Origin of the sequence: Streptomyces sp. CGMCC 4.7035 (assembly GCF_031583065.1) — a bacterium.
Classification (GTDB): Bacteria; Actinomycetota; Actinomycetes; order Streptomycetales; family Streptomycetaceae; genus Streptomyces; species Streptomyces yaanensis.
The window spans coordinates 4,146,538-4,169,111 of record NZ_CP134053.1; the positions used below are offsets into that span (position 1 = coordinate 4,146,538).

21 protein-coding genes are annotated in these 22,574 nt (G+C 71.5%); 8 read left to right on the plus strand and 13 right to left on the minus strand.

Annotated features, from left to right (window positions below; all coding sequences use genetic code 11):
- Nucleotides 1–84: 84 nt before the first annotated feature.
- On the minus strand, nucleotides 85–984 hold the full coding sequence (locus tag Q2K21_RS17830; protein ID WP_310771921.1) for a LysR family transcriptional regulator: 900 nt from the start codon (nucleotides 982–984) through the stop codon (nucleotides 85–87).
- A gap of 111 nt (nucleotides 985–1,095) precedes the next feature.
- Here Q2K21_RS17830 and mgrA point away from each other — a divergent pair, with 111 nt between their 5' ends.
- Entirely contained in the window at nucleotides 1,096–2,085 is a 990-nt protein-coding gene (gene mgrA / locus Q2K21_RS17835) for an L-glyceraldehyde 3-phosphate reductase (protein ID WP_310781059.1), read from the plus strand.
- 4 nt (nucleotides 2,086–2,089) lie between these two features.
- Here mgrA and Q2K21_RS17840 read toward each other — a convergent pair whose 3' ends face one another.
- Nucleotides 2,090–2,584: an SDR family NAD(P)-dependent oxidoreductase gene (locus tag Q2K21_RS17840; protein ID WP_310771923.1), complete on the minus strand. Its 495-nt coding sequence runs from the start codon at nucleotides 2,582–2,584 to the stop codon at nucleotides 2,090–2,092.
- Between the two features lie 359 nt (nucleotides 2,585–2,943).
- Between Q2K21_RS17840 and Q2K21_RS17845 the strand changes: the two genes are divergently transcribed.
- Both Q2K21_RS17845 and Q2K21_RS17850 read left to right on the plus strand, forming a co-directional pair.
- The gene (locus tag Q2K21_RS17845) at nucleotides 2,944–3,069 is read left to right on the plus strand and encodes an AraC family transcriptional regulator (protein ID WP_386275636.1); all 126 of its coding nucleotides are present in this window, start codon (nucleotides 2,944–2,946) and stop codon (nucleotides 3,067–3,069) included.
- Between the two features lie 212 nt (nucleotides 3,070–3,281).
- On the plus strand, nucleotides 3,282–5,819 hold the full coding sequence (locus Q2K21_RS17850) for an ATP-dependent Clp protease ATP-binding subunit (RefSeq protein WP_310771927.1): 2,538 nt from the start codon (nucleotides 3,282–3,284) through the stop codon (nucleotides 5,817–5,819).
- Between the two features lie 11 nt (nucleotides 5,820–5,830).
- Here the strand turns inward: Q2K21_RS17850 and Q2K21_RS17855 are convergent, their stop codons facing one another.
- Complete coding sequence (locus Q2K21_RS17855; protein ID WP_310771929.1) at nucleotides 5,831–6,217, minus strand: nuclear transport factor 2 family protein; 387 nt, start codon at nucleotides 6,215–6,217, stop codon at nucleotides 5,831–5,833.
- A gap of 466 nt (nucleotides 6,218–6,683) precedes the next feature.
- Here Q2K21_RS17855 and Q2K21_RS17860 point away from each other — a divergent pair, with 466 nt between their 5' ends.
- Nucleotides 6,684–7,094 (plus strand): hypothetical protein, encoded by a 411-nt coding sequence (locus Q2K21_RS17860; RefSeq protein WP_310771931.1) that lies wholly within the window; start codon nucleotides 6,684–6,686, stop codon nucleotides 7,092–7,094.
- Between the two features lie 51 nt (nucleotides 7,095–7,145).
- Here Q2K21_RS17860 and Q2K21_RS17865 read toward each other — a convergent pair whose 3' ends face one another.
- Complete coding sequence (locus Q2K21_RS17865; RefSeq protein ID WP_310771932.1) at nucleotides 7,146–8,432, minus strand: streptophobe family protein; 1,287 nt, start codon at nucleotides 8,430–8,432, stop codon at nucleotides 7,146–7,148.
- A 154-nt stretch (nucleotides 8,433–8,586) separates the two neighbouring features.
- Here Q2K21_RS17865 and Q2K21_RS17870 point away from each other — a divergent pair, with 154 nt between their 5' ends.
- Nucleotides 8,587–9,018 (plus strand): helix-turn-helix domain-containing protein, encoded by a 432-nt coding sequence (locus Q2K21_RS17870; protein ID WP_310771933.1) that lies wholly within the window; start codon nucleotides 8,587–8,589, stop codon nucleotides 9,016–9,018.
- Between the two features lie 36 nt (nucleotides 9,019–9,054).
- Here the strand turns inward: Q2K21_RS17870 and Q2K21_RS17875 are convergent, their stop codons facing one another.
- From Q2K21_RS17875 to Q2K21_RS17885, 3 genes are all read right to left on the minus strand, one after another.
- Nucleotides 9,055–9,657, minus strand: coding sequence for a ClpP family protease (locus Q2K21_RS17875; protein WP_310771934.1), 603 nt, complete (start codon nucleotides 9,655–9,657; stop codon nucleotides 9,055–9,057).
- A 1-nt stretch (nucleotide 9,658) separates the two neighbouring features.
- A complete protein-coding gene (locus tag Q2K21_RS17880; protein ID WP_310771936.1) occupies nucleotides 9,659–10,306 on the minus strand; it encodes an ATP-dependent Clp protease proteolytic subunit in 648 nt (215 codons plus the stop codon).
- A gap of 122 nt (nucleotides 10,307–10,428) precedes the next feature.
- Entirely contained in the window at nucleotides 10,429–11,628 is a 1,200-nt protein-coding gene (locus tag Q2K21_RS17885) for an epoxide hydrolase family protein (RefSeq protein WP_310771938.1), read from the minus strand.
- 122 nt (nucleotides 11,629–11,750) lie between these two features.
- Here Q2K21_RS17885 and Q2K21_RS17890 point away from each other — a divergent pair, with 122 nt between their 5' ends.
- Nucleotides 11,751–12,233, plus strand: coding sequence for a VOC family protein (locus tag Q2K21_RS17890; protein WP_310771940.1), 483 nt, complete (start codon nucleotides 11,751–11,753; stop codon nucleotides 12,231–12,233).
- Between the two features lie 52 nt (nucleotides 12,234–12,285).
- Here Q2K21_RS17890 and Q2K21_RS17895 read toward each other — a convergent pair whose 3' ends face one another.
- The 3 genes from Q2K21_RS17895 to Q2K21_RS17905 all read right to left on the minus strand — a co-directional run bounded on the left by Q2K21_RS17895 (nucleotide 12,286) and on the right by Q2K21_RS17905 (nucleotide 15,904).
- A complete protein-coding gene (locus Q2K21_RS17895; protein ID WP_386275641.1) occupies nucleotides 12,286–13,206 on the minus strand; it encodes a LamG domain-containing protein in 921 nt (306 codons plus the stop codon).
- Nucleotides 13,207–13,348: 142 nt separating this feature from the next.
- Nucleotides 13,349–14,254, minus strand: coding sequence for an SGNH/GDSL hydrolase family protein (locus tag Q2K21_RS17900; protein ID WP_310771944.1), 906 nt, complete (start codon nucleotides 14,252–14,254; stop codon nucleotides 13,349–13,351).
- Between the two features lie 150 nt (nucleotides 14,255–14,404).
- A complete protein-coding gene (locus Q2K21_RS17905; protein ID WP_310771946.1) occupies nucleotides 14,405–15,904 on the minus strand; it encodes an MFS transporter in 1,500 nt (499 codons plus the stop codon).
- Nucleotides 15,905–16,017: 113 nt separating this feature from the next.
- On the opposite strand from Q2K21_RS17905, the gene Q2K21_RS17910 reads away from it, so the two are divergent.
- The gene (locus tag Q2K21_RS17910; RefSeq protein ID WP_310771948.1) at nucleotides 16,018–16,155 is read left to right on the plus strand and encodes a hypothetical protein; all 138 of its coding nucleotides are present in this window, start codon (nucleotides 16,018–16,020) and stop codon (nucleotides 16,153–16,155) included.
- A gap of 6 nt (nucleotides 16,156–16,161) precedes the next feature.
- Nucleotides 16,162–16,692 carry an SRPBCC family protein gene (locus Q2K21_RS17915; protein ID WP_310771950.1) on the plus strand — a complete coding sequence of 177 codons (531 nt, stop codon included), beginning with the start codon at nucleotides 16,162–16,164 and terminating at the stop codon, nucleotides 16,690–16,692.
- Nucleotides 16,693–16,696: 4 nt separating this feature from the next.
- Here Q2K21_RS17915 and Q2K21_RS17920 read toward each other — a convergent pair whose 3' ends face one another.
- The 3 genes from Q2K21_RS17920 to Q2K21_RS17930 are packed head-to-tail and all read right to left on the minus strand — an operon-like array spanning nucleotide 16,697 to nucleotide 22,552.
- Nucleotides 16,697–19,513, minus strand: coding sequence for an NHLP bacteriocin export ABC transporter permease/ATPase subunit (locus Q2K21_RS17920; RefSeq protein ID WP_310771952.1), 2,817 nt, complete (start codon nucleotides 19,511–19,513; stop codon nucleotides 16,697–16,699).
- A 1-nt stretch (nucleotide 19,514) separates the two neighbouring features.
- Nucleotides 19,515–21,749: an NHLP family bacteriocin export ABC transporter peptidase/permease/ATPase subunit gene (locus Q2K21_RS17925; protein WP_310771954.1), complete on the minus strand. Its 2,235-nt coding sequence runs from the start codon at nucleotides 21,747–21,749 to the stop codon at nucleotides 19,515–19,517.
- Complete coding sequence (locus Q2K21_RS17930; RefSeq protein WP_310771956.1) at nucleotides 21,746–22,552, minus strand: HlyD family efflux transporter periplasmic adaptor subunit; 807 nt, start codon at nucleotides 22,550–22,552, stop codon at nucleotides 21,746–21,748. Before Q2K21_RS17930 ends, Q2K21_RS17925 begins: the two co-directional genes overlap by 4 nt.
- Between the last annotated feature and the right edge of the window lie 22 nt (nucleotides 22,553–22,574).

A 22,574-nucleotide genomic window follows, 5' to 3' on the forward strand; every position in this document is an offset into this window, starting at 1 on the left:
CGCGCGCCGGTCCTCAGGCGTCCAGCCCGTGCGCCGGTGCTCAGGCCTCCCGCGCCGGACCTCGGGCGTCCCGCGCGCCGGACCTCAGGCGTCCCGGGATCCGTCGCCCGTGCCCGCCCGGAGGAGGCTCATCAGCGCCCGGGCGGCCGGGCTGGTGGCCTCGTGCGGCGGCAGCATGGCCACCGTCTCGTACACGGCGGTGCCCTTGACGGGGAGCGAGACGAGGGTGGACGCCTCCCGCTTGTAGCCGTAGTGGCGCGGGACGACGGCGATGCCGAGCCCCTCGTGGACCAGTTCCAGCAGGCTGTGCACGTCGCTGACCTCCAGTGTCACCGTCCGCTGGACACCCGCTTCCGCGAATGCCGCGTCGGTGGTGCGGCGCGGCCCCCAGTCGGGGTGGAAGTCGACGAACGCCTCGCCGCCCAGGTCCATGGGCTTGACCGGCCCGCCGCCGGCGAGCGGATGCGACGGGTGACACAGGACGGTCATCGGCTCGCTCGTCAGCGGAACCGACCGCAACTGGTCGGTGTCCGCCTGGGTGCGCACCGCGAACGCCAGGTCCAGCCGGCCCGCCGCGACCTCCTCGGCCAGCGCGCCCGACCCCGCCTGCCGCAGCCGGATCTCCACGTCCGGATGCCGGCGCCGGAATCCCGCGAGCAGCCTGGCGACGTCCACCCCGGCGATGCACTGTTCGGTGCCCAGCGACAGGGTGCCGCGCAGCACGCCCTGGACCGCGGCCACCGCCTCGCGGGCCGCGCGCACCTGGGCGAGGATCCGTTCCGCCTCGGCCAGCAGGGCGCGGCCGGCCTCCGTGAGCGTGACGCTGCGGGTGGTGCGCACGAACAGCGGGGCCTGCAGCTCCCGCTCCAGGGCGCGGACCGAGGCGGACAGACCCGACTGCGACACCATCAGCCGTTCGGCTGCCCGGGTGAAGTGCCGGTCCTCGGCGACCGCGACGAAGTGCTGGAGATGGCGCAATTCCATGATTGAGAAGCGTAGACGCTGAATCCCATCCGATTCCTCTGTTGGACCGCTGCTGGACGGGCAGGCGAGAGTGGACCGCGTCGACCTGAAAAACCACTCCTGGAGTGCATGTTGTACACGGCAGATCCCGCTCGCTACGAGGCCATGCCCTACCGCCGCACCGGACGCAGCGGCCTGAAGCTCCCCGCGCTGTCGCTGGGCCTGTGGCACAACTTCGGCCCCGACCGGCCGGTGGAGACCCAGCGGCAGATCCTGCGCCGTGCCTTCGACCTCGGCGTCACGCACTTCGACCTGGCCAACAACTACGGCCCGCCGCCCGGCGCCGCCGAGTCCGCCTTCGGCGAGGCCCTGAAGGAAGATTTCGCGCCCTACCGTGATGAACTGGTCATCTCGACCAAGGCGGGGTATCTCATGTGGCCGGGCCCGTACGGCGAGTGGGGCTCCCGCAAGTACCTGATGTCCTCGCTCGACCAGAGCCTGAAGCGCATGGGCCTGGACTACGTCGACATCTTCTACTCGCACCGCCCCGACCCGGAGACTCCGCTGGAGGAGACGATGGGCGCGCTGCACTCGGCGGTCCAGCAGGGCAAGGCGCTCTATGTCGGCGTCTCCAACTACTCGCCGGAGCAGACCCGCGAGGCGGCCCGTATCCTCGGCGAGCTGGGCACCCCGCTGCTGATCCACCAGCCGCGCTACTCGATGCTCGACCGCCGCCCGGAGAACGGCCTCCTGGACACCCTGGACGAGCTCCAGGTCGGCTCCATCGTCTTCTCCCCGCTGGAGCAGGGCCTGTTGACCGCCCGCTACCTCGACGGGATCCCGGAGGGCTCGCGGGCCGCGAGCGACAGCCCGTTCCTCAGCACCGACGCGGTCACCGGGGACCTGGTGAGGCGGCTGCGCGAACTCGACGACATCGCCAAGTCCCGCGGCCAGTCGCTGGCCCAGATGGCCCTCGCCTGGGTGCTGCGCGGCGGCCGGGTGACCTCGGCCCTGCTCGGCGCGAGCAGCCCGCAGCAGGTGGAGGACAGCGTCGCGGCGATCCGCAACCTGGACTTCGACGCGGACGAACTGGCACGCATCGACGCGGTCATCAAGCCGTAAGGCGTCAGCGCACCTCCCAGAGGCGGGCGGCCGCCTCCGGGTCGACCGCGTACGGCAGTACACCGGCCGTCTCCGCCCCGGCGCGCCAGGCCGCTTCCTCCACCACGAGCGGGCCGATGTCGCAGTTCTCGCAGTAGACCCCGCCCAGCCCGTCGAGCCGCGGGCCGGGCGCGCACCAGACGCTGGTGGCCGCTCCCTGCGGAACCGCATTGAGCAGGCGGGCGGGGTCCCGTACGGGGTGGCCCTCCTCGTCGACGGCACCGGCCGCCCGGATGACGTCGTCGGTGACGTGCTCGGCGAGACCGGTGTCGATGATGGTGCCCGGGTGTACGGCGAAGGCCCGCACGCCGTCCGCCCGGCCGCGTCGGTCCAGCTCGACCGGGAAGAGGGCGTTCGCGGTCTTGGGCTGGCCGTAGGCGGCGAAGGGATCGTACGGCCGCTGCTCGAAGTGCAGGTCGTCGAAGACGACGGGGGAGAAGCGGAAGCCCCGGGAGGGCACCGCGAGGGGAGACGACGGCGGGCCGGGCCGGCTCCGGGTTCGCCTCGGACCGGCCCGCCCAGCTCCTGTTCGTCCAGGTGCTGCGGGTCTGCCTCGACGACGCCGGTGTCCTGCCCGCCGGCTGGCTGCGCGCCCTGGCCGACGAGTGGCTCGCCCCCGCTGCGCCTGATGCACGGCGATCCTCGCGCCCCTGGCAGCTGGAGGAACTTGCCGGGGCCTCCGCCATGTCTCCCGGACCGCCTTCGCGCTGCGCTTCGTGGACGCGGCCGGCGTGCCGCCCCCGACATATCTCCTGAACTGGCGGATGAGCCCGGCCGTACGCCCCCTGCGTGCGGAGGAGACACGCAGAGGCGACACCCGTGGCGGCCGTCGCCCGGTCCATCGGCTACGGCTCGGAGAGCGCCTTCAGCAACGCCTTCAAGCGCACGGTCGGCGTCGCCCCCAGGCGCTACCGGATCGCGGCGCGGGCAGCGGTCGCGTACTGAGCCTCTCCGCGACCGGCAGAGACGGGAATCGGCTGGGAGGGCGCCCGACCATCAGCCACCCCGAGTACCCCCGCATTCCTTACCCAATCGCCCTGATCCGGCGGGCGGTCCTGCGGTTGTGCCGCCCCCCGAAGGGGCGAAGACTGGGCAGGTACGGGCAATCGACAACGGTGGGTGACGCGGCCGTGTGCCCGCCGGACGGGTGGTCAATCGTGACGATCTCGCCCTTCGGGTCAGACGACCCGTTCTCCGAACTGTTCAACCGTTTCTTCGGCATGAGCCCGGCCACGTCGCCACCGGCCGTGCAACGTGTCCCCATCGGACGTCTCCTCAGCGACTCCTCGCACGACCTGCTCGCCGCCGCCGGCGGACGGGCCGCGGAGGACGGATCCGATCTTGACGCCGTGCACCTGCTGTGGGCCGCCACCCAGGTGCCGGCCGCGCGCCAGGTGCTGGAGCAGGCCGGCGCGGACCCGGACCAGCTCGCCACCGACCTGCGGGAATCGCTGCCCTCCGGGACCGGCGACGGGGAGCCCGCCCTCACCCCTGCGGCCAAACGCGCCCTGCTCTCCGCCCACGCCCGCTCCCAGGCGGCCGGTGCCTCGTACATCGGCCCGGAGCACATCCTGTCCGCGCTGCTCGACGATCCGCGCTCCCCGCTCGCCCGGACCCTCAGGACCGAGGGCGCCTCGCCGGGCGCGCTCGGCGGGGCCGGGGCCGGCCGGGAAGGGCGCGCGGCAGGCGGGCACCCCGACACCCCGACGCTCGACGAGTACGGGCGCGACCTGACCGACGAGGCCCGCAGCGGACGTCTCGACCCCGTGGTCGGGCGGGCCGCCGAGATCGAACAGACCATCGAGGTCCTCTCCCGCCGGACCAAGAACAACCCGGTGCTCATCGGCGACCCCGGCGTCGGCAAGACCGCGATCGTCGAGGGGCTGGCCCAGCGCATCGTCGGCGAAGAGGTCCCCAAGGCGCTGCGGAACCGTCGTGTGGTCGCCCTCGACATGGCCGGCCTCGTCGCCGGGGCCCAGTACCGGGGCCAGTTCGAGGAACGGCTGAAGAAGGTCGTCGACGAGGTCACCAGGGCCGAGAAGGGCATCGTCCTCTTCATCGACGAGCTGCACACGGTCGTCGGCGCGGGCGCCACCGGAGAGGGGTCCATGGACGCCGGCAACATCCTCAAGCCCGCGCTCGCCCGCGGCGACCTCAGTGTCGTCGGCGCCACCACGATCGACGAGTACCGCAAATACATCGAGAAGGACGCCGCGCTGGAACGCCGGTTCCAGCCGGTCATGGTGCCCGAGCCCTCCGTGGAGGAGACGATCGAGATCCTGCGCGGGCTGCGCGACTCGTACGAGGCCCATCACCAAGTCCGCTACACGGATGAGGCGTTGGACGCCGCGGCAGCCCTCTCCGACCGCTATATCAGCGACCGGTTCCTGCCCGACAAGGCCATCGACCTCATGGACCAGGCCGGAGCCCGGGTCGGACTGCGCAGTGTGGGCGGCCCCACCGAGGCCGCGGAGCTGGAGGACCGTCTCACCCGCCTGCGCCGCGAGAAGGACGAGGCCGTCAGCACCGAGGACTTCGAGCGCGCGGCCGAACTCAAGCGCCGGACGGCCGAGTTGGAGGAGCGGCTGGGCTCGCTCGGCGAGGGCGGGGCACCGACGCCCTCCGTCACGCCCGAGGACATCGCCGAGGTGCTCTCCGCACGCACCGGCATCCCGGTCTCCCAGCTGACCGAGACCGAGCGCGACCGGCTGTTGAAGCTGGAGGAGGTCCTGCACCAGCGTGTCATCGGCCAGGACCAGGCGGTCACCGCGGTGGCCCAGGCCGTGCGCCGCGGCCGGGCCGGCATGGGCGACCCCGACCGGCCGACCGGCAGCTTCCTCTTCCTCGGCCCCACCGGCGTCGGCAAGACCGAACTCGCCAAGGCCCTTGCGGAACTGCTCTTCGGCGACCCCGACCGCATGGTCCGCTTCGACATGAGCGAGTTCCAGGAGAAGCACACCGTCTCCCGGCTGATCGGCTCCCCGCCCGGCTATGTCGGCTACGAGGAGGCCGGCCAGCTCACCGAGGCGGTGCGCCGCAAGCCGTACAGCGTCGTGCTGTTCGACGAGGTGGAGAAGGCCCACCGGGACGTGTTCAACCTGCTGCTACAGGTACTGGACGACGGACGGCTGACCGACGCCCAGGGGCGCACGGTCGACTTCCGCAACACCGTTGTCATCATGACCAGCAACATCGCCTCGAAGCACATCCTCGACCACCACGGCGATATCGCGGAGATCAAGGACGACCTGATGGCGGAGCTCCAGGCGCACTTCCGCCCCGAGTTCCTCAACCGGATCGACGAGGTCATCGTCTTCCACGCGCTGGGCCGCGAGGACCTGGTGCGGATCGTCGACCTGCTCCTGGAGCACAGCCGGCGGCGGCTGCACGCCCAGCAGATCGGTCTGGAGGTCACGGAGGCGGCCAAGAAGTGGCTGGCCGAGCGCGGCTACCAGCCGGAGTTCGGGGCCCGCCCGCTGCGCCGCACCATCCAGTCCGAACTCGACAACCGGCTGTCGAACATGCTGCTCGACGGCACGCTCAACCCCGGTGACACGGTGGTCGCGGACGTCGTGGACGACGAGCTGGTGCTGCGCCTCAAGGAGAAGACGCCGGCGCAGGAGAAGGCGGTGACGCCGGGCAGCCCGGAGGATGACGGAGAGGAACCCCCGAGCTGGCCCGGCCCGATCTCCTAGGGTGCCCGGTCCTAGGCCGCGCCCGCCGGGACGCGGTCCAGGAAGCCGTGGACGCCGCTGATGCGCCCGTCGTCGTCGAGGACGATCACATCGAAGCCGGCGACGGGCGCCGAGCCGTCCGCGTCGTTCACCAGCTCCCAGCCGAAGCGGGCGATGTCGTGGTGCCCCTCGACGGCACCCGAGAGCCGGAAGGAGAAGCCCGGGAACTGGCTCTGCGCTCCCGCGATCACGGCCGCGATCTGCTCGTGCCCGCTGACATCGGCCAGCGGATCGGTGTAGCTTCCGTCCGCGGTCCAGGCGGCGGCGACCGCCTTGGCCAGTGCCTGGGGGTCACTCGCGTTCCACGCCTCGAAGTAGCGGGCGACGGCGGACTCGTAACGGTGGTTGTCTGCGGACATGGCGGATCAGCCTCCATCGAAGGGTATGCGCTGGTCAGAAGCCGGATCCCGGGGCTTGGTGCCCGTCGGCAGCCGACACCGCAACCATGCCCGGCCACGCCCGGGGGCGTCGATTACATCCGGGGTAAGGGCGCCGTGCGCGACGGGTGGCGAGGAGCGCGGTGATGGGGCGTGGCGCGGAGTGCGGCGAGGGGCGCGGTGAGGGGGCGTGACGCGGAGGCGCGGCGAGGGCGGTGAGGAGGCGTGGCCCGTTTCGGCCATACGCGGTGGTGAATATGCCAGAAGACTGGCTGAAATGGCGTGGTGACAGAGTGTCAGGAGTGGCGATACTCGAATGACAGGGTGATTCGGTCACGACCGAAATGCTCCACCGTGTGCCGCGTCCGGATCGCCCACGTGCACAGCGAGCGAATGCAAGGCACCACGGGGCCGACCAGGTCCCGAGCACCGCACTGGGGGAGCGATCGTGCACGACGAATTCCTGTGCCATGTGACGGCATACGGCATCTGCGGCGGTCAGCGTATCGGTGTGCCCTTAGGAACCTATCGCGCGCCCACCCTCGCCCTCGCCCTGTGGTGGATGCGCGACCGCGCCTCCTGGATCGCCGAACGGCTCGACCCGCACCCGGACAACCCGCTCTTCCCGCCGAACTCCATCGCCCCCGTGGCCGACACCGTCCCCGACGTGCCCGGTGTCCTGCGTGCCTGGTGCGGCGACGCCGGACAACAGGAACTGGTCGCCGACGAGTTGGCCGCCGGACGGCTGGTGCGCATCGCCATCAGCGACGACACCACCGAGTACGAACTGCTCGCGGAGTCCGTGGACGCGCTGCGGATGCAGCGGTTCGGCCACGCGCTCTCCACCCCGGCCGCCTGACCGCTCCGCCGCCCACGGCCGGCCCGACCTGCGGGAGTTCGACGACAGGACCTAGGGGACCTTGCCCCGTCGGCGCACCCCCTTGGCGAGCAGCCCGCCGGCGAACCCGGTGACCAGCCCCCACACCGCGGCCAACCCGAGCGCGGTCCACACCTGTGGCTTCAGGAACAGCACGCCGGACAGTCCGCCGCCCAGGTCGCCGATGCCGATCAGCGACAGACCGTAGTGTGCCGAGATCCGGCAGACCAGACAGATCATGAGCACCGTCAGCACCAACCCCGCCGCCATGCGCACGGCGTGCTGCCACGGCCGCATACGGGCCGGAGAGCGCGCCGCCATCACGAACGCGGCGGCGAGGACCAATACGGCGTCCACGACCACGAGCCACCACACCCGGCCGTCGTGAGCGGCGAGCGTGCGCAGATTGAGCGTCGAGATGTCCGGGGTGCGCAGCACCTCGTCGAGCAGATGCGGTACGGGCAGCCCGAAGGGCCCGTCCACGCGGCCATGCCAGGTGGCGCCCAGACCGAGGGTGAACACCGGCCACACCAGGTTGGGCAGCCCCAGCAGGACCACCGCCAACGTCTCGGCGGGGTGCCCGCGGGTGGCGGCCACCACCAGCGCGATGACGACGCCGAGGGCGACGTACGCGAGAAGCAGGGCCACCATGGCGTACGCGACGGGGCGGACCGACTCCTGGAAGCGCAGCAACCCTGCCGGGAGCGGGGCCCCGCGCGACACCAGCAGGGCGAGGACCAGCACACCCGCCAGCCACAGCAGTCCGAACAGCACGGTGGGCGGCAGGTCCGTCGTGTAGCCGATCTTCGGTTCGACGCCGAACAGGCGGCCGATGTCGCCGATGGTTTCGTCGCCCAGCGGGACCGGGAAGGTCTGGCGGGCCGCGAGCGCGAGCCCGACGAGCGCCAGCAGCCACAGGACGGCGATCCGGGCCGCCCAGCCCGCCAGTTCGGGCGCGCCGGCGACGGCCCGATGCCGCAGCGGGCGAAGGAACCCCGCGGCGATCGCCAGCGCCCCGGCGAGCGCCACCGACAGCGGCATCACCGTCAGTCCCGCCCGCGTGCCGGCGAGCTCGCCTGCGTCGCCCGCCAGCTTCACGGTGCCGCCGACCGCCACGACGACCGTGGCCACGACCACCCGGGGGAAGCCGTTGTCGGGGATGCCGGTTCCGCCCGCCGCCCACAGTCCGAGCGCGGCGCACACACCCATGACGATCAGCCCGGCCAGCACCGTCACGGCGGCCTGGACCCAGCCGTGCGGGGCGATGGGCGGGCCGCCGGTGCGGGCGACGGCCTGGTCGGACGAGGTCGGGGCGCTCACGCTGCCACGCTAAGCAGCCCTCCCGCACTCCGCCCGCCGGGTGGGCCGACCGCGTCGGGAGGTGACCTTCCGCCACCACCTCGGCCGCGCGGAATTCACCCAGGGCGGAATGCCGCTCCCTTCCCGTGGCGCCCCGGATCCCTAGGCTGAAGGAGTGAGCAATCATGCGCCGAACGAAGCCCGCGTCATCCCCTTGCGCCACCGGACCGCGCCGCCCCGCACCGACGGGGCGAGCCGTGCCCCGCAGCAGCCGGCGCAGGCGCCACGGACCCCCGCCCCGAGGGAGCCCCTGTGGCGTGACCTCGTCGGTGACGCGCTGCGGCGCGAACGGCTCGCCCAGGAGCGCACGCTCAAGGACGTCGCCGAGGCGGCCCGTATCTCGATGCCGTACCTGTCCGAGGTGGAGCGCGGCCGCAAGGAGGCCTCCTCCGAGGTCCTGGCGGCCGCCGCCCAGGCCCTCGGACTCGGCCTCGCGGACCTGCTCTCGCTCGCCCAGGACGAGCTGGTACGGCACGCCCGGATCCGGACCGGCCGGGGCCGTACGTCGCCGACGGCGCAGTACGACGGTCTGTGCCTGGCCGCCTGACGGGCTCGTGGACGTCCGGCGCCCGGCCCGCCAAAATCAGACGAAAGCGAGCCGTCGGCTCAGCACCTCGTCGGCGAGCCCGTAGGCGACGGCCTCCTCGGCGGTGAACACCTTGTCCCGGTCCATGTCGGCGCGCAGGGTCGCCACGTCGTGATGCGTGTGCCGGGACAGGACCTCCTCCACCTGGGAGCGGATGCGGACCATCTCCTTGGCCTGGAGGCTGAGGTCCGAGACCGTGCCCTGCCGTCCGCCGCTGGCCGGCTGGCCGAGCAGCACCCGGGCGTGCTGGAGCACGAACCGCCGCCCGGGGTCTCCGCCGGCCAGCAGCACCGCCGCGGTGGAGGCGGCCTGCCCGACGCAGAACGTGGAGATCGGGGCCTGCACGAACGTCATCGTGTCGTAGATCGCCATCAGTGAAGTGAACGATCCGCCGGGCGAGTTGAGGTAGATCGAGATCTCGTGTTCCGGGTTCGACGACTCCAGATGCAGCAGTTGCGCGATGACGACGTTCGCGACGCCGTCGTCGATCTCGGTGCCGAGGAAGATGATCCGCTCGCTCAGCAGCCGGCTGAAGACGTCGTACGAACGCTCGCCCTGCGCGGTACGTTCGACGACGTACGGAACCGTGTACGACCCCATGTCACAACCCCATCCGTCGGCGCGAGGCGGCCGGGCGGACGTCGGCGAGCGACTCCAAGACCCGGTCCACCATCCCGTACTCCCTGGCCTGCTCGGCCGTGAACCAGCGGTCCCGGTCGCCGTCGCGCGAGATCGTCTCCTCGCTCTGCCCGGTGTGCTCCGCGGTGATCCGCTCGATGGCCTTCTTGGTGAACTCCAGGTTCTCCGCCTGGATCTCGATGTCGGCGGTGGTGCCACCGATACCTGCCGACGGCTGGTGCATCATGACCCGCGCGTTCGGCAGCGCGAACCGCTTGCCGCGCGTTCCCACCGTGAGCAGGAACTGGCCCATGCTGGCGGCGAACCCCATGACCAGCGTCGACACATCGTTCGGGATGAGCCGCATGGTGTCGTAGATGGCGAGCCCCGCGGTGACTGACCCACCGGGGCTGTTGATGTACAGGCTGATGTCGGTGCGCGGATCCTCCGCCGACAGCAGGAGCAGTTGCGCGCACACGCGATGGGCCGACACCTCGTCGACCTGGGTGCCCAGGAACACGATCCGCTGGGCCAGCAGTTGCGCGGCCAGATGGTCGTCGAACCGGCTGGGCGGCGTGTCGCCCTCCTCCGCACGGGGCGAGAGCGTGGTGAGTTGAGGCAGTGGAGTCATCGGGTCTCCTTGTCGCAGGCACGGATGCCGTTGACTCCACTCTTGACCTCGGACGATCGCCGGATGCGGATTCTCTGCCCGCCGCAGATTCGCCACGGGCAGAGCGTGGGATCAGTCCCGGGTCAGCCCTTTTCGCGCAGCTGCCGGAAGAACGCCCGTACGTCGTCCACCAGCAGGTCCGGCTCCTCCATGGCCGCGAAGTGACCACCCCGGTCGAACTCGGTCCACCGCACGATGTTCTCCGTCCGCTCCGCCTTGTGCCGCAGCGGGATCTGGATCTCGGCGGGGAAGACCGCCAGTGCGGTCGGCGCCGTGGACGGCGCGGCGGGTGCGGCGGCACGCCCTGCGGCGTGCGCCCGCTCGTAGTAGATCCGGGCCGACGAACCGGCGGTCCCGGTCAGCCAGTACAACATCACGTTCGTCAGCAACCGGTCCCGGTCGACGGCCTCCTCGGGCAGCTCATCCGAGTCCGTCCACTCCCGGAACTTCTCGATGATCCAGGCGAGTTGACCGACGGGCGAGTCCGTGAGCGCATACGCCAGGGTCTGCGGCCGGGTGGAGTGCAGCAGGGCGTACGCCGACGCGTCACCCGACCACGCGGACCAGCGGCGCCACGAGGTGAGCGTGCGCTCCTGCTCCTCGGCGCCGAGCGCGGCCAGCTCCTCGTCGGTGGGCTCGCTCGTCGCCTGGGCGCCCGGCAGCAGGTTGAGGTGGACGCCGGTCACCCGGTCGGGGTGGGCGCGGCCCAGCTCACGGGAGATCATCGCGCCCCAGTCACCGCCCTGCGCGCCGAAGCGCCGGTAGCCGAGCCGGTCCATCAGCTCCACCCACGCGTCCGCCATCCGGCCCGCCTCCCAGCCGGTGTCCCGCGTGGGCCCGGACAGCCCGAAGCCCGGAATGCTCGGCACCACGACGTGGAACGCGTCCGCGGGATCGCCGCCGTGCGCGGCCGGATCGGTGAGCGGCCCCACGACGTCGAGGAACTCCACGATCGAGCCGGGCCAGCCATGGGTGATGACCAGCGGGGTGGCGTCCGGCTGAGGGGAACGGATGTGGGCGAAGTGGAGGTGCGCCCCGTCGATCTCCGTCGTGAACTGCGGCCACTCGTTCAGCCGCGCCTCGGCGGCCCGCCAGTCGTAGTCGTGGCGCCAGTACCGTACGAGTTCGCGCAGGTAGTCGCGGGAGACCCCGTACGCCCATCCCACGCCCGGCAGCTCGTCGGGCCAGCGGGTGCGGTCGAGGCGGTCGTGGAGATCGTCGAGGTCGCTCTGGGGGATCGCGAGACGGAAGGGCCGGATGCTCTCGTGGGGCGATGACGTCATGGTCGGCATGCTAGTTCGGTCGGTGGTGCCGCCATCCGGATCAATCTCCGCCCCGGCCGATGAGTTTCGGCGCGAGGATCGGTCGACACAGGTGACCGCGTCCCACGCTCCAGGAGGTACTCATGGCCACCGAAGGATTCACCACCTGTCTCTGGTTCGACGGCCGGGCCGAGGAGGCCGCGCACTACTACGTCTCGATCTTCAAGAACTCCAGCATCGGGCGGATCGGCCGCTACACCGAGGCCGGACCGGGCCCCGCCGGTTCCGTGATCGCCGTCGACTTCGTGGCCAACGGCCATAAGTTCGTGGCGCTGAACGGCGGTCCGCAGTTCACGTTCAACGAGGCGATCTCCTTCCAGATCTACTGCGAGAACCAGGAGGAGATCGACTACTACTGGAACAAGCTCACCGAGGGCGGCGGTCAGCCGGGCCCCTGCGGTTGGCTCAAGGACAAGTACGGCGTGTCCTGGCAGGTCATCCCGGACGGGCTCATCGACATGATCGGCGACCCCGACCCCGAGAAGGCGGCCCGCACCACGCGGGCGATGCTCGCGATGGGCAAGCTGGACATCGCCGCCCTGGAGAAGGCGTACGCGGGTGAGTAGCGGCGGACGGGCACGGCCGGCCCGCCCTTGACGGGGCGAGCCGGCCGCCCGGCTACGCGGAGGCCGGCTGTGCCAGTGTCGCCACCTCGGCGGCACTCAGCGTCCGCCCGAACACCCGGAAGTCGTCGACGGCCCCCTTCAGATACGGGTCGGCGTACTGCGACCTGCCGATGTATCCGGCGCGGATGTGGTTGCCGAAGTGACGCGGTTCCACGGTCACGCGCGCGTTGCGGCCCGCCTCCGTGCCGTCCACGTACAGGACGGCGGTGCCGTCGCCGTACGTCACCGCCACGTGCACCCAGCGGTCGCTCGGCAGCGGGGTGGTATCGATGCGCTGTTCGGCGCCCGCGCCCCCGGCGGTGATGGAGTACCGAAGCGTGCCGTCACCGCTGAGCGGGGTCAGGAACATGTTGGCGGTGACGCCGGTGCCGAGGTCGAAGATCCGGCTCCAGGCGCCCGGTTGCCCGTCCAGTCCGACCCAGGCGGCGATCGAGTACGCGGAGGCGCCCGCCAGCAGGTCCTCGGCGAGGGCCACATGGCCGTCGGTGCCGTCGAGGGCGACCGCCCCGTCGATCCGGCCGGACGGCGACCAGACGGCGCGGCCCACGAGTCGGGCCGTCTTGCCGTTGCCCGTCGCGTCCGCCGCCGTGGTGCCGGACGTCTCGTCGAAACGGTGCCAGGCCGCGAACTGCGGGGGAGGGGAGGGCGGTTCGCCGGTGAGCCAGTACACGGTGTAGTGCTGGTGGTGCACGCGGGCGATCGGCAGCAGCGCGACCTCCTCGCCGTCGGCGCGCGCGGTGAAGCGGAGCGTGTTCGCGGACTCCTGGCGGACGGAGGCCACCTCCAGCCGGGGCAGCCATGGATCGGCCCTGTCGCCGTACGCCCCCGCCAGGACGACCGGGCCGTGCAGCACCGCCTGTACGTCGGGGTCGTCCGGGGTGGCTTCGACGACCGTGCGCATCGGCAGTGTCACTTCGAGACGGTCCCCGGTGCGCCAGGTGCGCTCCAGCGTCAGCCAACTGCCGGGCTCCGTCCGCCCAGGCCGGGATGCGGACCTGGAGCCGGTGCGCGGCCCTTCCAACGGTGTGCGGATGCGAGGACCGGCCGTCAGGAACTCACCGTACCTGCGCCGCGATCGTCCGGGTGATCTCCTGTGCGATGCGCAGGATGCCCGGCGAGCGGACCGGACACGGCTTGGGCGTCGATGTCGTCGGGGCGAGGCAGAAGTGCAGATAGTCGTCGTCGCGGTGCAGGGCGGTGCGGTCGCGGGCCGGCTGGGTGCAGTACGCCGGGTGCTCGTGCTCGTACGCGGTGCACGGCAGGTACTGCGCCCAGGTGTAGCGGCCCGAGGCCGGGCTGACGGTGCCTCCCGCGTCGGAGACGAGATCGCCCGAGGAGCGCGCCTGCTGCTCGTACATCTCGTTGACGCGCCGGACCCGGTCGGGGGTGATCGGATCCGGCCCCTGCAATACCCAGACGATCCTGGGCCGTCGGGTGCCGCCCGCCGCGGCGATCTGCTGGGTGAGACGCGCCGCGTCGGCCGCGTACCGGGTGAAGTACCTGGCCCGCGCCGCGGCGTAGGTGATCCCGTCCATGCAGGGCGTGTAGCCCCAGGAGTTGCCCCAGAACTGGAGCACCACGAAGTCCGGGTGCGTCGCACGTACCAGCGCGGCCGCCTTGTCCGCGGCCGGCACGAGCGATCGCTGCGCGCCGCCCTCCAGGTAGTCGCACAGGGTGGTGCCCGAGTACGGGGCGCTCGTGTACCTCGCGCGCAGGTCGCTCGTCAGCGTCTGGCCCAGCACCTTCTGGCTTTCCATCGCGAGCGAGTCGCCCAGATACAGCACGGTGGGAGGCTGGGCAGGGGCGGCGCTCGGCGTGGACACCGCTCGCTGACGCGTCGTCGGCGAGGCCCCGGAGACCTTGGGCGCGGGGGGAGCCGCCTCGGGCCCGGACGTCGGATCCCCGCACGCGCCGAGCAGCAGCCCGGCCATCAGCACCCCCACGATCCACGGCTTCCGCATGCCGCAACTCCCGCCCCGACCGCCGAAAGGGCTCCCCAGGCAAGCACAGCAGGGCATACGAGGGAAGACGTAGGACGGCCGTGATGCCTTTCCAAGGAGAAGGGCCGCCGTCTCCCTGAGGACGGCGGCCCCTCGGCCTCGGATCAGTGATTACATGTGGACGACCTGCGCGCCCTCGGGGTCGGGCTGGTGCGCGCCGCGGCGGTAGAGCAGGAGCGCGATGACCGCGCCCGCGGCGAACAGGCCCGCGGACCACCAGAAGGCGGTGGTGTAGCTCTCGATGGTCGCCTGCGCCTGGACCAGCTTGCTGGTCGCGTCCTTCCCGGCCAGGTAGTCGCTCGCGGCGCTCGCGGCCAGCGTGTTCAGCAGCGCCGTTCCGATCGAACCGCCCACCTGCTGCATCGCGTTGACCGTCGCGGAGGCGACACCCGCGTCCTCGGCCGCCACCCCGCCGGTGGCGAGCTGCATGGCCGAGGGCATCACCAGGCCGAGGCCCAGGCCGATCACGACCAGCTGCGGCAGCACCCCGCTCGCGTAGTGCGTGTCGAGCCCGATACCGGTCAGCCAGGCCATGCCGGCCACGGCGACGGCGAAGCCCAGCGGGATGACCGCCTTCGGTCCGATCCGTGGCAGCAGCACCGTGGTGCCGAGCTGCGCCGTCACCATCAGCGCGCCGACCATCGGCAGGAACGCCACACCGGTCTTCGTCGGGCTGAAGCCGAGGTTCAGCTGCAGGTAGTACGTGAGGAACAGGAACACGCCGAACATGCCACCGCCGCTGATCAGGACGGCGAGGAACGAGGCCGCGCGGTTGCGGTCGAGCAGGACGCGCAGCGGCAGCAGCGGGTGTGCGGCGCGGGTCTGCCACCAGGAGAAGGCCACGAGCAGCAGACCGCCCGCGATCAGGAAGCCCCAGGTCTGCGGCGAGTCCCAGTCGTGCGTCTCCGCGTTGGAGAAGCCGTAGACCAGGGAGAAGAGGCCTCCGGCGACCAGTACGGTGCCAGGTACGTCGAGCTTGGAGTTCGCGGCGTCGCGGTGGTTGCCGAGCAGTATCCAGCCGCCCGCGAAGGCGACGACGGCGATGGCCACGTTGACATACAGCGTCCAGCGCCAGTCGAGCGCGTCGGTGAGGAGGCCGCCGAGCAGCAGGCCGACCGCACCGCCGGCACCGGCGATCGCGCCGTAGACGCTGAAGGCCCGCGCCCGCTCACGGGCGTCCGTGAACGTCGTGTTCAGCAGCGACAGCGCGGCCGGCGCGAGCAGCGCGCCGAAGACGCCCTGCAGGGCGCGGGCGGCGACCAGCATGCCGAAGCCCGTCGCGGCACCGCCGAGCGCGGAGGCCACCGCGAATCCGACGACGCCGACGAGGAAGGCGGGCTTGCGCCCGAACAGATCCGCGATCCGTCCGCCGAGCAGCAGCAGCGAGGCGAAGGCCAGCGCGTACGCGGTGACGATCCACTGCCGGTTGCCGTCCGAGAAGCCCAGGTCCGCCTGGGCGGACGGCAGGGCGATGTTCACGATGGTGGCGTCCAGCACCACCATCAGCTGCGCGATCGCGATGATCGCGAGGATCCACCACCGCTTCGGCGAGGCCGGAGCAGGTGCGTCCAGGTCGCCCGCGAGGGGGCTGTCCTTCACCGTCTGGGTCATCGGAGAAACCACTCCAGGGAAAGTCGTCCGGGTTACGAGTTCGTAAACGAAACCGTTTCGTACACCTGGAGCCTAAACCTGTTCCCGCGAAACGGCAACGTTTCGATGGATGGGTGTCGTGGATCACGCGGCCGGCCGGTGTCGTGCCGATCCTGGAGCGGCCCCGGCCCGTCGGTGAGATCGTCGAGGTGTGCGGCCCCGGCCGGCCGAGCGCGTCGAACGACACCGACGAACCCACCGCGAAGGACTGATCCACCATGTCCGCAGACCTCACCGGTACCTACCTCACCCTCGACGACGGTCGCCCCGCCGTCCGCTTCAGCCGCGTCTACGACCACCCGGTCGACCGCGTCTGGCAATTCGTCACCGACCCCGGCGAACTCGCCCAGTGGTTCCCCTCCCGCGCCGAGTTCGACCTGCGTCCCGGCGGCACCGTCAGCTTCAGCGGGGACCCGAACATGCCCGAGTCGACCGGCACGGTCGTCGCCGTCGACGCGCCGCGGCACCTCGTCTTCGAGTGGGGCGGCGACGAGCTGCGCTTCGCCCTGGAGGATCTCGACGAGGGGCGCACCCGCTTCACGCTCACCGACGTCCTGGGCGAGGAGAACGCCGCCGCCCGCAACGGCGCCGGCTGGGAGGTCTGCCTCACGGCCCTGGACGCCAAGGCCCGCGGCGAACGCTTCGAGGGCCCGCACGCCGGGCCGAGCGCGCCCTGGAAGGAGTACTACGAGGGGTACGTCGAGGCCGGGGTCCCCTCGGGTGCGCCCATCCCGGGCACGGGCGCCTGACCGCTCACGCCAGCTGTCGCCGCACCAGCTCGTGCAGCCGTCCGTTCGTGTCCGCGAGCAGCTGCGCCGGCGGCCCCTGCTGGGCGACCCTGCCGTCCTCCATCACGATGACGCGGTCCGCGTCCAGCACCGTGGACAGGCGGTGGGCGATCACGATCCGGGTGGCGTTCAGAGCGCGGGTGGACTCGATGACCTTGCGCTGGGTCTCGTTGTCCAACGCGCTCGTCGCCTCGTCGAAGAACAGGATGCGCGGGCGCCGGATCAGCGCCTGGGCGATCATCAGACGCTGGCGCTGGCCGCCGGAGATCGCGCCGCTGCCCTGGACGATGGTGTGCAGCCCCATCGGCATCCGCTTGATGTCCTCGGCGAGTCCCGCCATCTCGGCCGCCGCCATCGCCTCCTCCGGCGTGTACGGCTCGGTTCCGCAGATGACGTCCAGGAGGGAGCCGGTGAACGGCTGGGCGTGCTGGAGCACCACCCCGCACTGACGGCGCACCGCCGACTGGTCGAGCGCCGCCAGGTCCTGGCCGTCGTACAGGACGCTGCCCGAGGCCGGTTTGTCGAAGCCGATCAGCAGGCGCAGCAGCGTGGACTTGCCGCAGCCGCTCGGGCCCACGATCGCCACGAACTCGCCCGGCTTCACCTCGAAGGAGACGTCGTCGAGGACGAGAGGACCGTCGTCGGCGTACCGGAACGACAGCCGGCGCGCCTCGATACCGCCGGACAGGACGCCGGGGCGCGTACTCGCCGTGCGTACCTCCGGCGTGGCGTCCAGCACCGGCCTGATCTCCTCGAACAGCGGCAGCGCCGCCACCGCCGAGACGAACGCGCCCGTCAGCTGCGTGACCGAGGTCAGCAGCATGGTCACCGACGTGGTGAAGGTGAGGAAGTCGGCGGCCGACAGGGCGCCCCTGGCCGGGCCCGCGAGCAGCATGAACAGCAGCAGCGAGCACAGCGGCAGATAGACCGCGCCCAGAACCGTGGTGAGGTTCTTGATCCGGCCGACCTTCTGCTGGAGCTCACGGCTGCGCGCGAACTCCCGCGCCCAGGCGGCGTACGCGTAGTTCTCGGCCGCCGCGACGCGCAGCTTCGGCAGGCCGCGCAGGGTCTGGAACGCCTGGTTGTTCAGCTTGTTGGAGAGCTGGACCAGGCGCCGCTGCCAGCGCACCTGCCACAGTCCGAGCCCCAGGAACACGACGGCGATGACGACGAGCATGCCGATCGCGGCCAGCGCCATGGGCACGCTGTACCAGAGCAGCAGGCCCAGGTTCATCGCCCCCACCGTCACCGACTGCGCCACCACCGGACCGACCCCGGCCAGCAGCCGGCGGATGGCGCTGATGCCCATCGCCGCGCTCGCCAGCTCACCGGTCGAGCGCTCGGCGAAGAACTTCGTCGGCAGCCTCAACAGGCGGTCCCAGACGGCCGGTTGGAGCGTCGCCTCGATGCGCCCCTCCAGGCGCAGGATGGTCATGTTCTCCAGCAGCATGAACGCCGCCGCGACCACGCCGGTCACCATGAGGGCGAGGCAGACCTGGACGATCAGCCCCTCCTGCGCCTTCGGCACGTACTCGCCGAGCACCTTGCCGGTGGCGATGGGCACCAGCGCGCCGATCGCCACGGTCACCAGACCGCTGAGCAGGAGGCCGACCAGATCACCGCCCGTGCCGCGCATGCTGAACCGCAGCAGCCGCAACGGGCTGAGGCGCTGCTCGGGCAGGGGGCGGTAGAACATCACGGCCCGCGATTCAAACTCCGCCGCGTTCGCCTTCTCGATCGGCGTCTCGCGCCCCGACGACGGCTGGACGGCGACATAACCGCCCCGCCGCCACAGCAGCGCCACCGGCGCACCCGACAGGGCCCGGTGACCCACCAGCGGGCCGATGTCGTCGTGCCACCAGCGCCCGTCGAGCCGTACGGCCCGGGTACGGACCCGGGAGGCGACCGCGATGCGCTCGACCGGGTCGAGGCGGTCGCTCTCGGTGCCGCTCTGCGCGGGTTCGGCGAGGGTGATCCCGGCGGCGCGTGCGACGAGCTTGCAGGCCGCGTACGTGGCGTCGGCGTCGGCCGCCGTCACGCGCTTCGCCGACGACGTGCCGATCGAGGCGAGCAGGGTCCGGTCGGCCTGGGCGCGGACCGCCTCGCCCGCCTTGATGCCGGCCGCCGTGCGGGTCTCGTGGGTGCGCTCCACCTGCTCGATCCACCGGTCGAGGGTGGCGAGCAACCGGTACTGCTGGTCGACCATGCCCTGCCAGACCGCGGGGTCCACCAGCAGATCGGCCGCCGCTTCCGCACCGTACAGGGAGCCGTACTGGACGCTGCCCGGCGGCACCTGCATCCAGAAGACGTCGTCGTCGGTGATGTCGGCGGCCCGTTCGGTGGCCATCGGTGCCTGGAAGAGGATGGACAGGCCGCGGCCGACGCCCAGGGCGAGGGCGTACTCCAGGGGGCTCGTGGTGGGCGGTACGTACTGGGGGTTGCCGTACGCGTCGTACGACCAGGTCTGGGTGTCCGGGGTCTGGTACAGCTCGCGCAGCTGGATGCGGCGCACCACACAGTCGCGCACCGGCCGGGCGACCAGGGTGTGCTGGGGTCCTGTGACCGGGCCGAGCAGCAAGGAGCCCGCTTCGAGTCGGCCGAGGTGGTGCCAGTGGCCCTGGACGGCCGCGTCGACCGCGTACAGGTCCAGCGCGCCGGTCACGACCAGCCACAGCACCTGCGGCCCCTCCAGATCGAGCCGGCCGGTCCCGGAGCAGTCGATCGGGGTGCCCATCCGGCCGAGGGCATCGAGGACGAGGTCGCCCTCCTGAACCGCCGTCATCTCACCGCTCCTTGACCAGTTCGGCGTATGCCCCACCGGCCGCCACCAGGGCGTCGTGCCGCCCGCGTTCCACGATCGTGCCGTGCTGGAGCACCACGATCTCGTCGCTGTCGCGCACGGTGCTGAGCCGGTGCGCGATGACCACACAGGCGCAGCCGCGCTTGCGCAGGTTGTCGATCACGGTCTGCTCGGTCTCCGCGTCCAGGGCGCTGGTCACCTCGTCGAGGACCAGAATGCTGGGGTCGCGCACCAGAGCCCGTGCGATCTCCAGGCGTTGGCGTTGCCCGCCGGAGAAGTTCCGCCCGTCCTGCTCGACCCGGCTGTGGATGCCGCCCGGACGGCGCATCACGACGTCGTACAGCGCGGCGTCCCGCAGCGCGGCGACCACCGCGTCGTCCGGGATCGACGGGTCCCACAGCGCCACGTTGTCGCGGACCGTGCCCTCGAAGAGGAAGACGTCCTGGTCGACGAAGGAGACGGACGCGGCGAGCGCGCCGCGCGGAATGTCCTCCAGACGCCGGCCGTCGATGCGGATCACGCCCTCCCACGGGGCGTACAGACCCGAGATCAGCCGGGAGACCGTGGACTTGCCGCTGCCCGAGCCGCCGACCAGCGCAACCTGCCGGCCGGGGCCGACCGTCAGGTCGAAGCCGCTCAGCAGCGGCTTGTCGAGCGGGCTGTAACCGAACGTGATGTTCTCCAGCTCGACATGGCCGTGCAGACGGCGGGTCGACGCGCCGCGGCCCGAGCGGCCGTAGAGGGGGTCGGCCTGGAAGTTCTCCACGTCCTTCAGCCGGGCCACGTCCGCCGCGAAGTCCTGGATGCGGCCCGCGACCCCGTTGAGCCGGGTGATCGGCGCGGTGAACCGGGTCACCAGGGCCTGGAAGGCGACCAGCAGACCCACTGATATATGACCCTCGACCGCCCGCAGACCGCCGATCCACAGGATCAGCGCGCTGTTGAGCGTGGCGAGCGTCGGCGCGACCACACCCAGCCAGGCGCTGGGCACACCGAGCCGCTGCTGCTCCTCCAGTGTGGTGGCGTGCTGCCCGGCCCACTTGCGGAAGTAGCCGTCCTCGCCGCCGGTCGCCTTCATCGTCTCGATCAACTGCAGCCCGGTGTACGCCGTGTTGGTCAGCCGGGCGCTGTCGGCGCGCAGCTTCGCCGTGCGGGTCGCGCGCAGCCGTACGACGACCCGCATCGCCACCACGTTGAGCAGCGCGACGCCGATGCCGACGAAGGTCAACTGGGGGTCGTACGTGTACAGCAGCACCGCGTACAGCACGACGACGATCGCGTCGACGCCCGCCGCCGCGAGGTCGCGGGCCAGGGTCTCGGCGACCGCGTCGTTGGACTGCAGGCGCTGCACGAGATCGGCGGGGCTGCGCTGGGCGAAGAACGTCACCGGAAGCCGCAGCAGATGCCGCAGGAAGCGCGCGCTGGAGAGCGTCGAGGAGATGACACGGCCGCGCAGCAGGTTCGCCTGTTGCAGCCAGGTCAGTACGACCGTGAGCAGGACGCAGGCGGCCATCGACGTGAACAGCACGCCGAGCATCGAGGTCTGCCCGCCGATGAGGAACATGTCGATGTACGTCCGGCTGAGCGCGGGCAGCGCGGCGCCGACCGCCACCAGGAGGAGGCTCGCGAGGATGGCGGCGGGCATGGTGCCCGACGTACCGCGCAGCCGGGCCGGCAGGGCGCCCAGGACGCCCGGCCTGCGGCCGCCCTTGGTGAAGTCCTCGCCCGGCTCCATCACCAGGACGACCCCGGTGAAGCTGGTGTCGAAGTCCTCCATCGGCACGAAACGGCGGCCCTTGCCGGGGTCGTTGACGTACACCCCCCGGCGGCCGAAGCGGCGGCCCATGCCGTCGTAGACGACGTAGTGGTTGAACTCCCAGAACAGGATCGCGGGCGCCCTCACCTCGGCGAGCGCGGCCGTGTCCATCTGCATGCCCTTGGCCGTCAGGCCATAACTGCGGGCCGCCTTGAGGAGGTTACTGGCGCGCGAGCCGTCGCGGGAGACACCGCAGGCGATGCGCAGCTCCTCGAGCGGGATGTGCCGGCCGTAGTGGCCGAGCACCATGGCGAGCGAAGCGGCGCCGCACTCCACGGCCTCCATCTGGAGCACCGTGGGCGTGCGGACGGTCCTCTGCCGGCTCTTGGGCACGGTGCGCTTCGGCGGTGCGGCGCGGCGTCTGCCCCGTACCGGGGGCAGGGTGTCCTGGGGAGCGGTCACGGCAGAAGCCAATCGATGGGGCGCTGATCGGCCAGGCGGATCGAACCCGTGGCCAGGGTCATGGAGGAGAGGGCGAACGGCGGGCCGTCCACGGACGACCACCTGTAGCCGCTCTTGGTGCCGGACGACCGGTCGAGCCGTACGAGTACGGCCACCGGGCGGCCCTTCCTGGTGAACTGCTCGCCCAACTGGCTGTCCCCGAGGTACGCGGCGATCCGCTGCGCCGACTGGGCCGTACGGTCCACGGACTTCACATGGCCGCGCAGCACGCCGTACTCCTGGGCGGGCACCGACTGGACGGTGAGGTCGACGGAGGCGTTCGCGGGGATGGAGGCGGCGTTCTCGGCGGGGACGTACACCGTCGCGTACAGCGGGTCCGACGAGTGGGCGACCTTCTCCACGGCGGCGACGTTCGCCCCGGTCTGGATGATCTGGCCGATGGTGGCGGCGAGCGCGGTGACGCGGCCCGCGGCGACCGTACGGACCACCGAGTCGCCTTGCTCTGTACGGACCTTGAGAACGGGCGAGTTCGCGGGCAGTCGCTCGCCCTCCTTGGCGAGGACCGCGACGACCTGCCCGGCCACGGGGCTCTGCAGGATGTAACTGCCCTCGCCGTGCGTGAGGATGGCGGGCGCGCCGACGGTGGAGGCCACCGAGCCGGTGACGGCCCAGACGGACGCGGCGGCCATGACGACCACGGTCACGGAGAGCACGAGCCAGCCCTGGGGGCGCGCGAAGCGCACCGGGAGGTCGAGCTCTTCGGGCGATTGCAGCTTGGCGAGGGCCTGCCTACGGAACTGCACGGAACTTCCCTCACCTGTCGGA

Bases quoted from the DNA above. Each gene is read 5' to 3' on its own strand.
- Q2K21_RS17830 (WP_310771921.1), bottom strand. From the start codon at position 984: ATGGAATTGCGCCATCTCCAGCACTTCGTCGCGGTCGCCGAGGACCGG.
- Q2K21_RS17855 (WP_310771929.1), bottom strand. From the start codon at position 6,217: ATGTCCGCAGACAACCACCGTTACGAGTCCGCCGTCGCCCGCTACTTC.
- Q2K21_RS17875 (WP_310771934.1), bottom strand. From the start codon at position 9,657: ATGGGGTCGTACACGGTTCCGTACGTCGTCGAACGTACCGCGCAGGGC.
- Q2K21_RS17880 (WP_310771936.1), bottom strand. From the start codon at position 10,306: ATGACTCCACTGCCTCAACTCACCACGCTCTCGCCCCGTGCGGAGGAG.
- Q2K21_RS17885 (WP_310771938.1), bottom strand. From the start codon at position 11,628: ATGACGTCATCGCCCCACGAGAGCATCCGGCCCTTCCGTCTCGCGATC.
- Q2K21_RS17890 (WP_310771940.1), top strand. From the start codon at position 11,751: ATGGCCACCGAAGGATTCACCACCTGTCTCTGGTTCGACGGCCGGGCC.
- Q2K21_RS17900 (WP_310771944.1), bottom strand. From the start codon at position 14,254: ATGCGGAAGCCGTGGATCGTGGGGGTGCTGATGGCCGGGCTGCTGCTC.
- Q2K21_RS17905 (WP_310771946.1), bottom strand. From the start codon at position 15,904: ATGACCCAGACGGTGAAGGACAGCCCCCTCGCGGGCGACCTGGACGCA.
- Q2K21_RS17915 (WP_310771950.1), top strand. From the start codon at position 16,162: ATGTCCGCAGACCTCACCGGTACCTACCTCACCCTCGACGACGGTCGC.
- Q2K21_RS17920 (WP_310771952.1), bottom strand. From the start codon at position 19,513: ATGACGGCGGTTCAGGAGGGCGACCTCGTCCTCGATGCCCTCGGCCGG.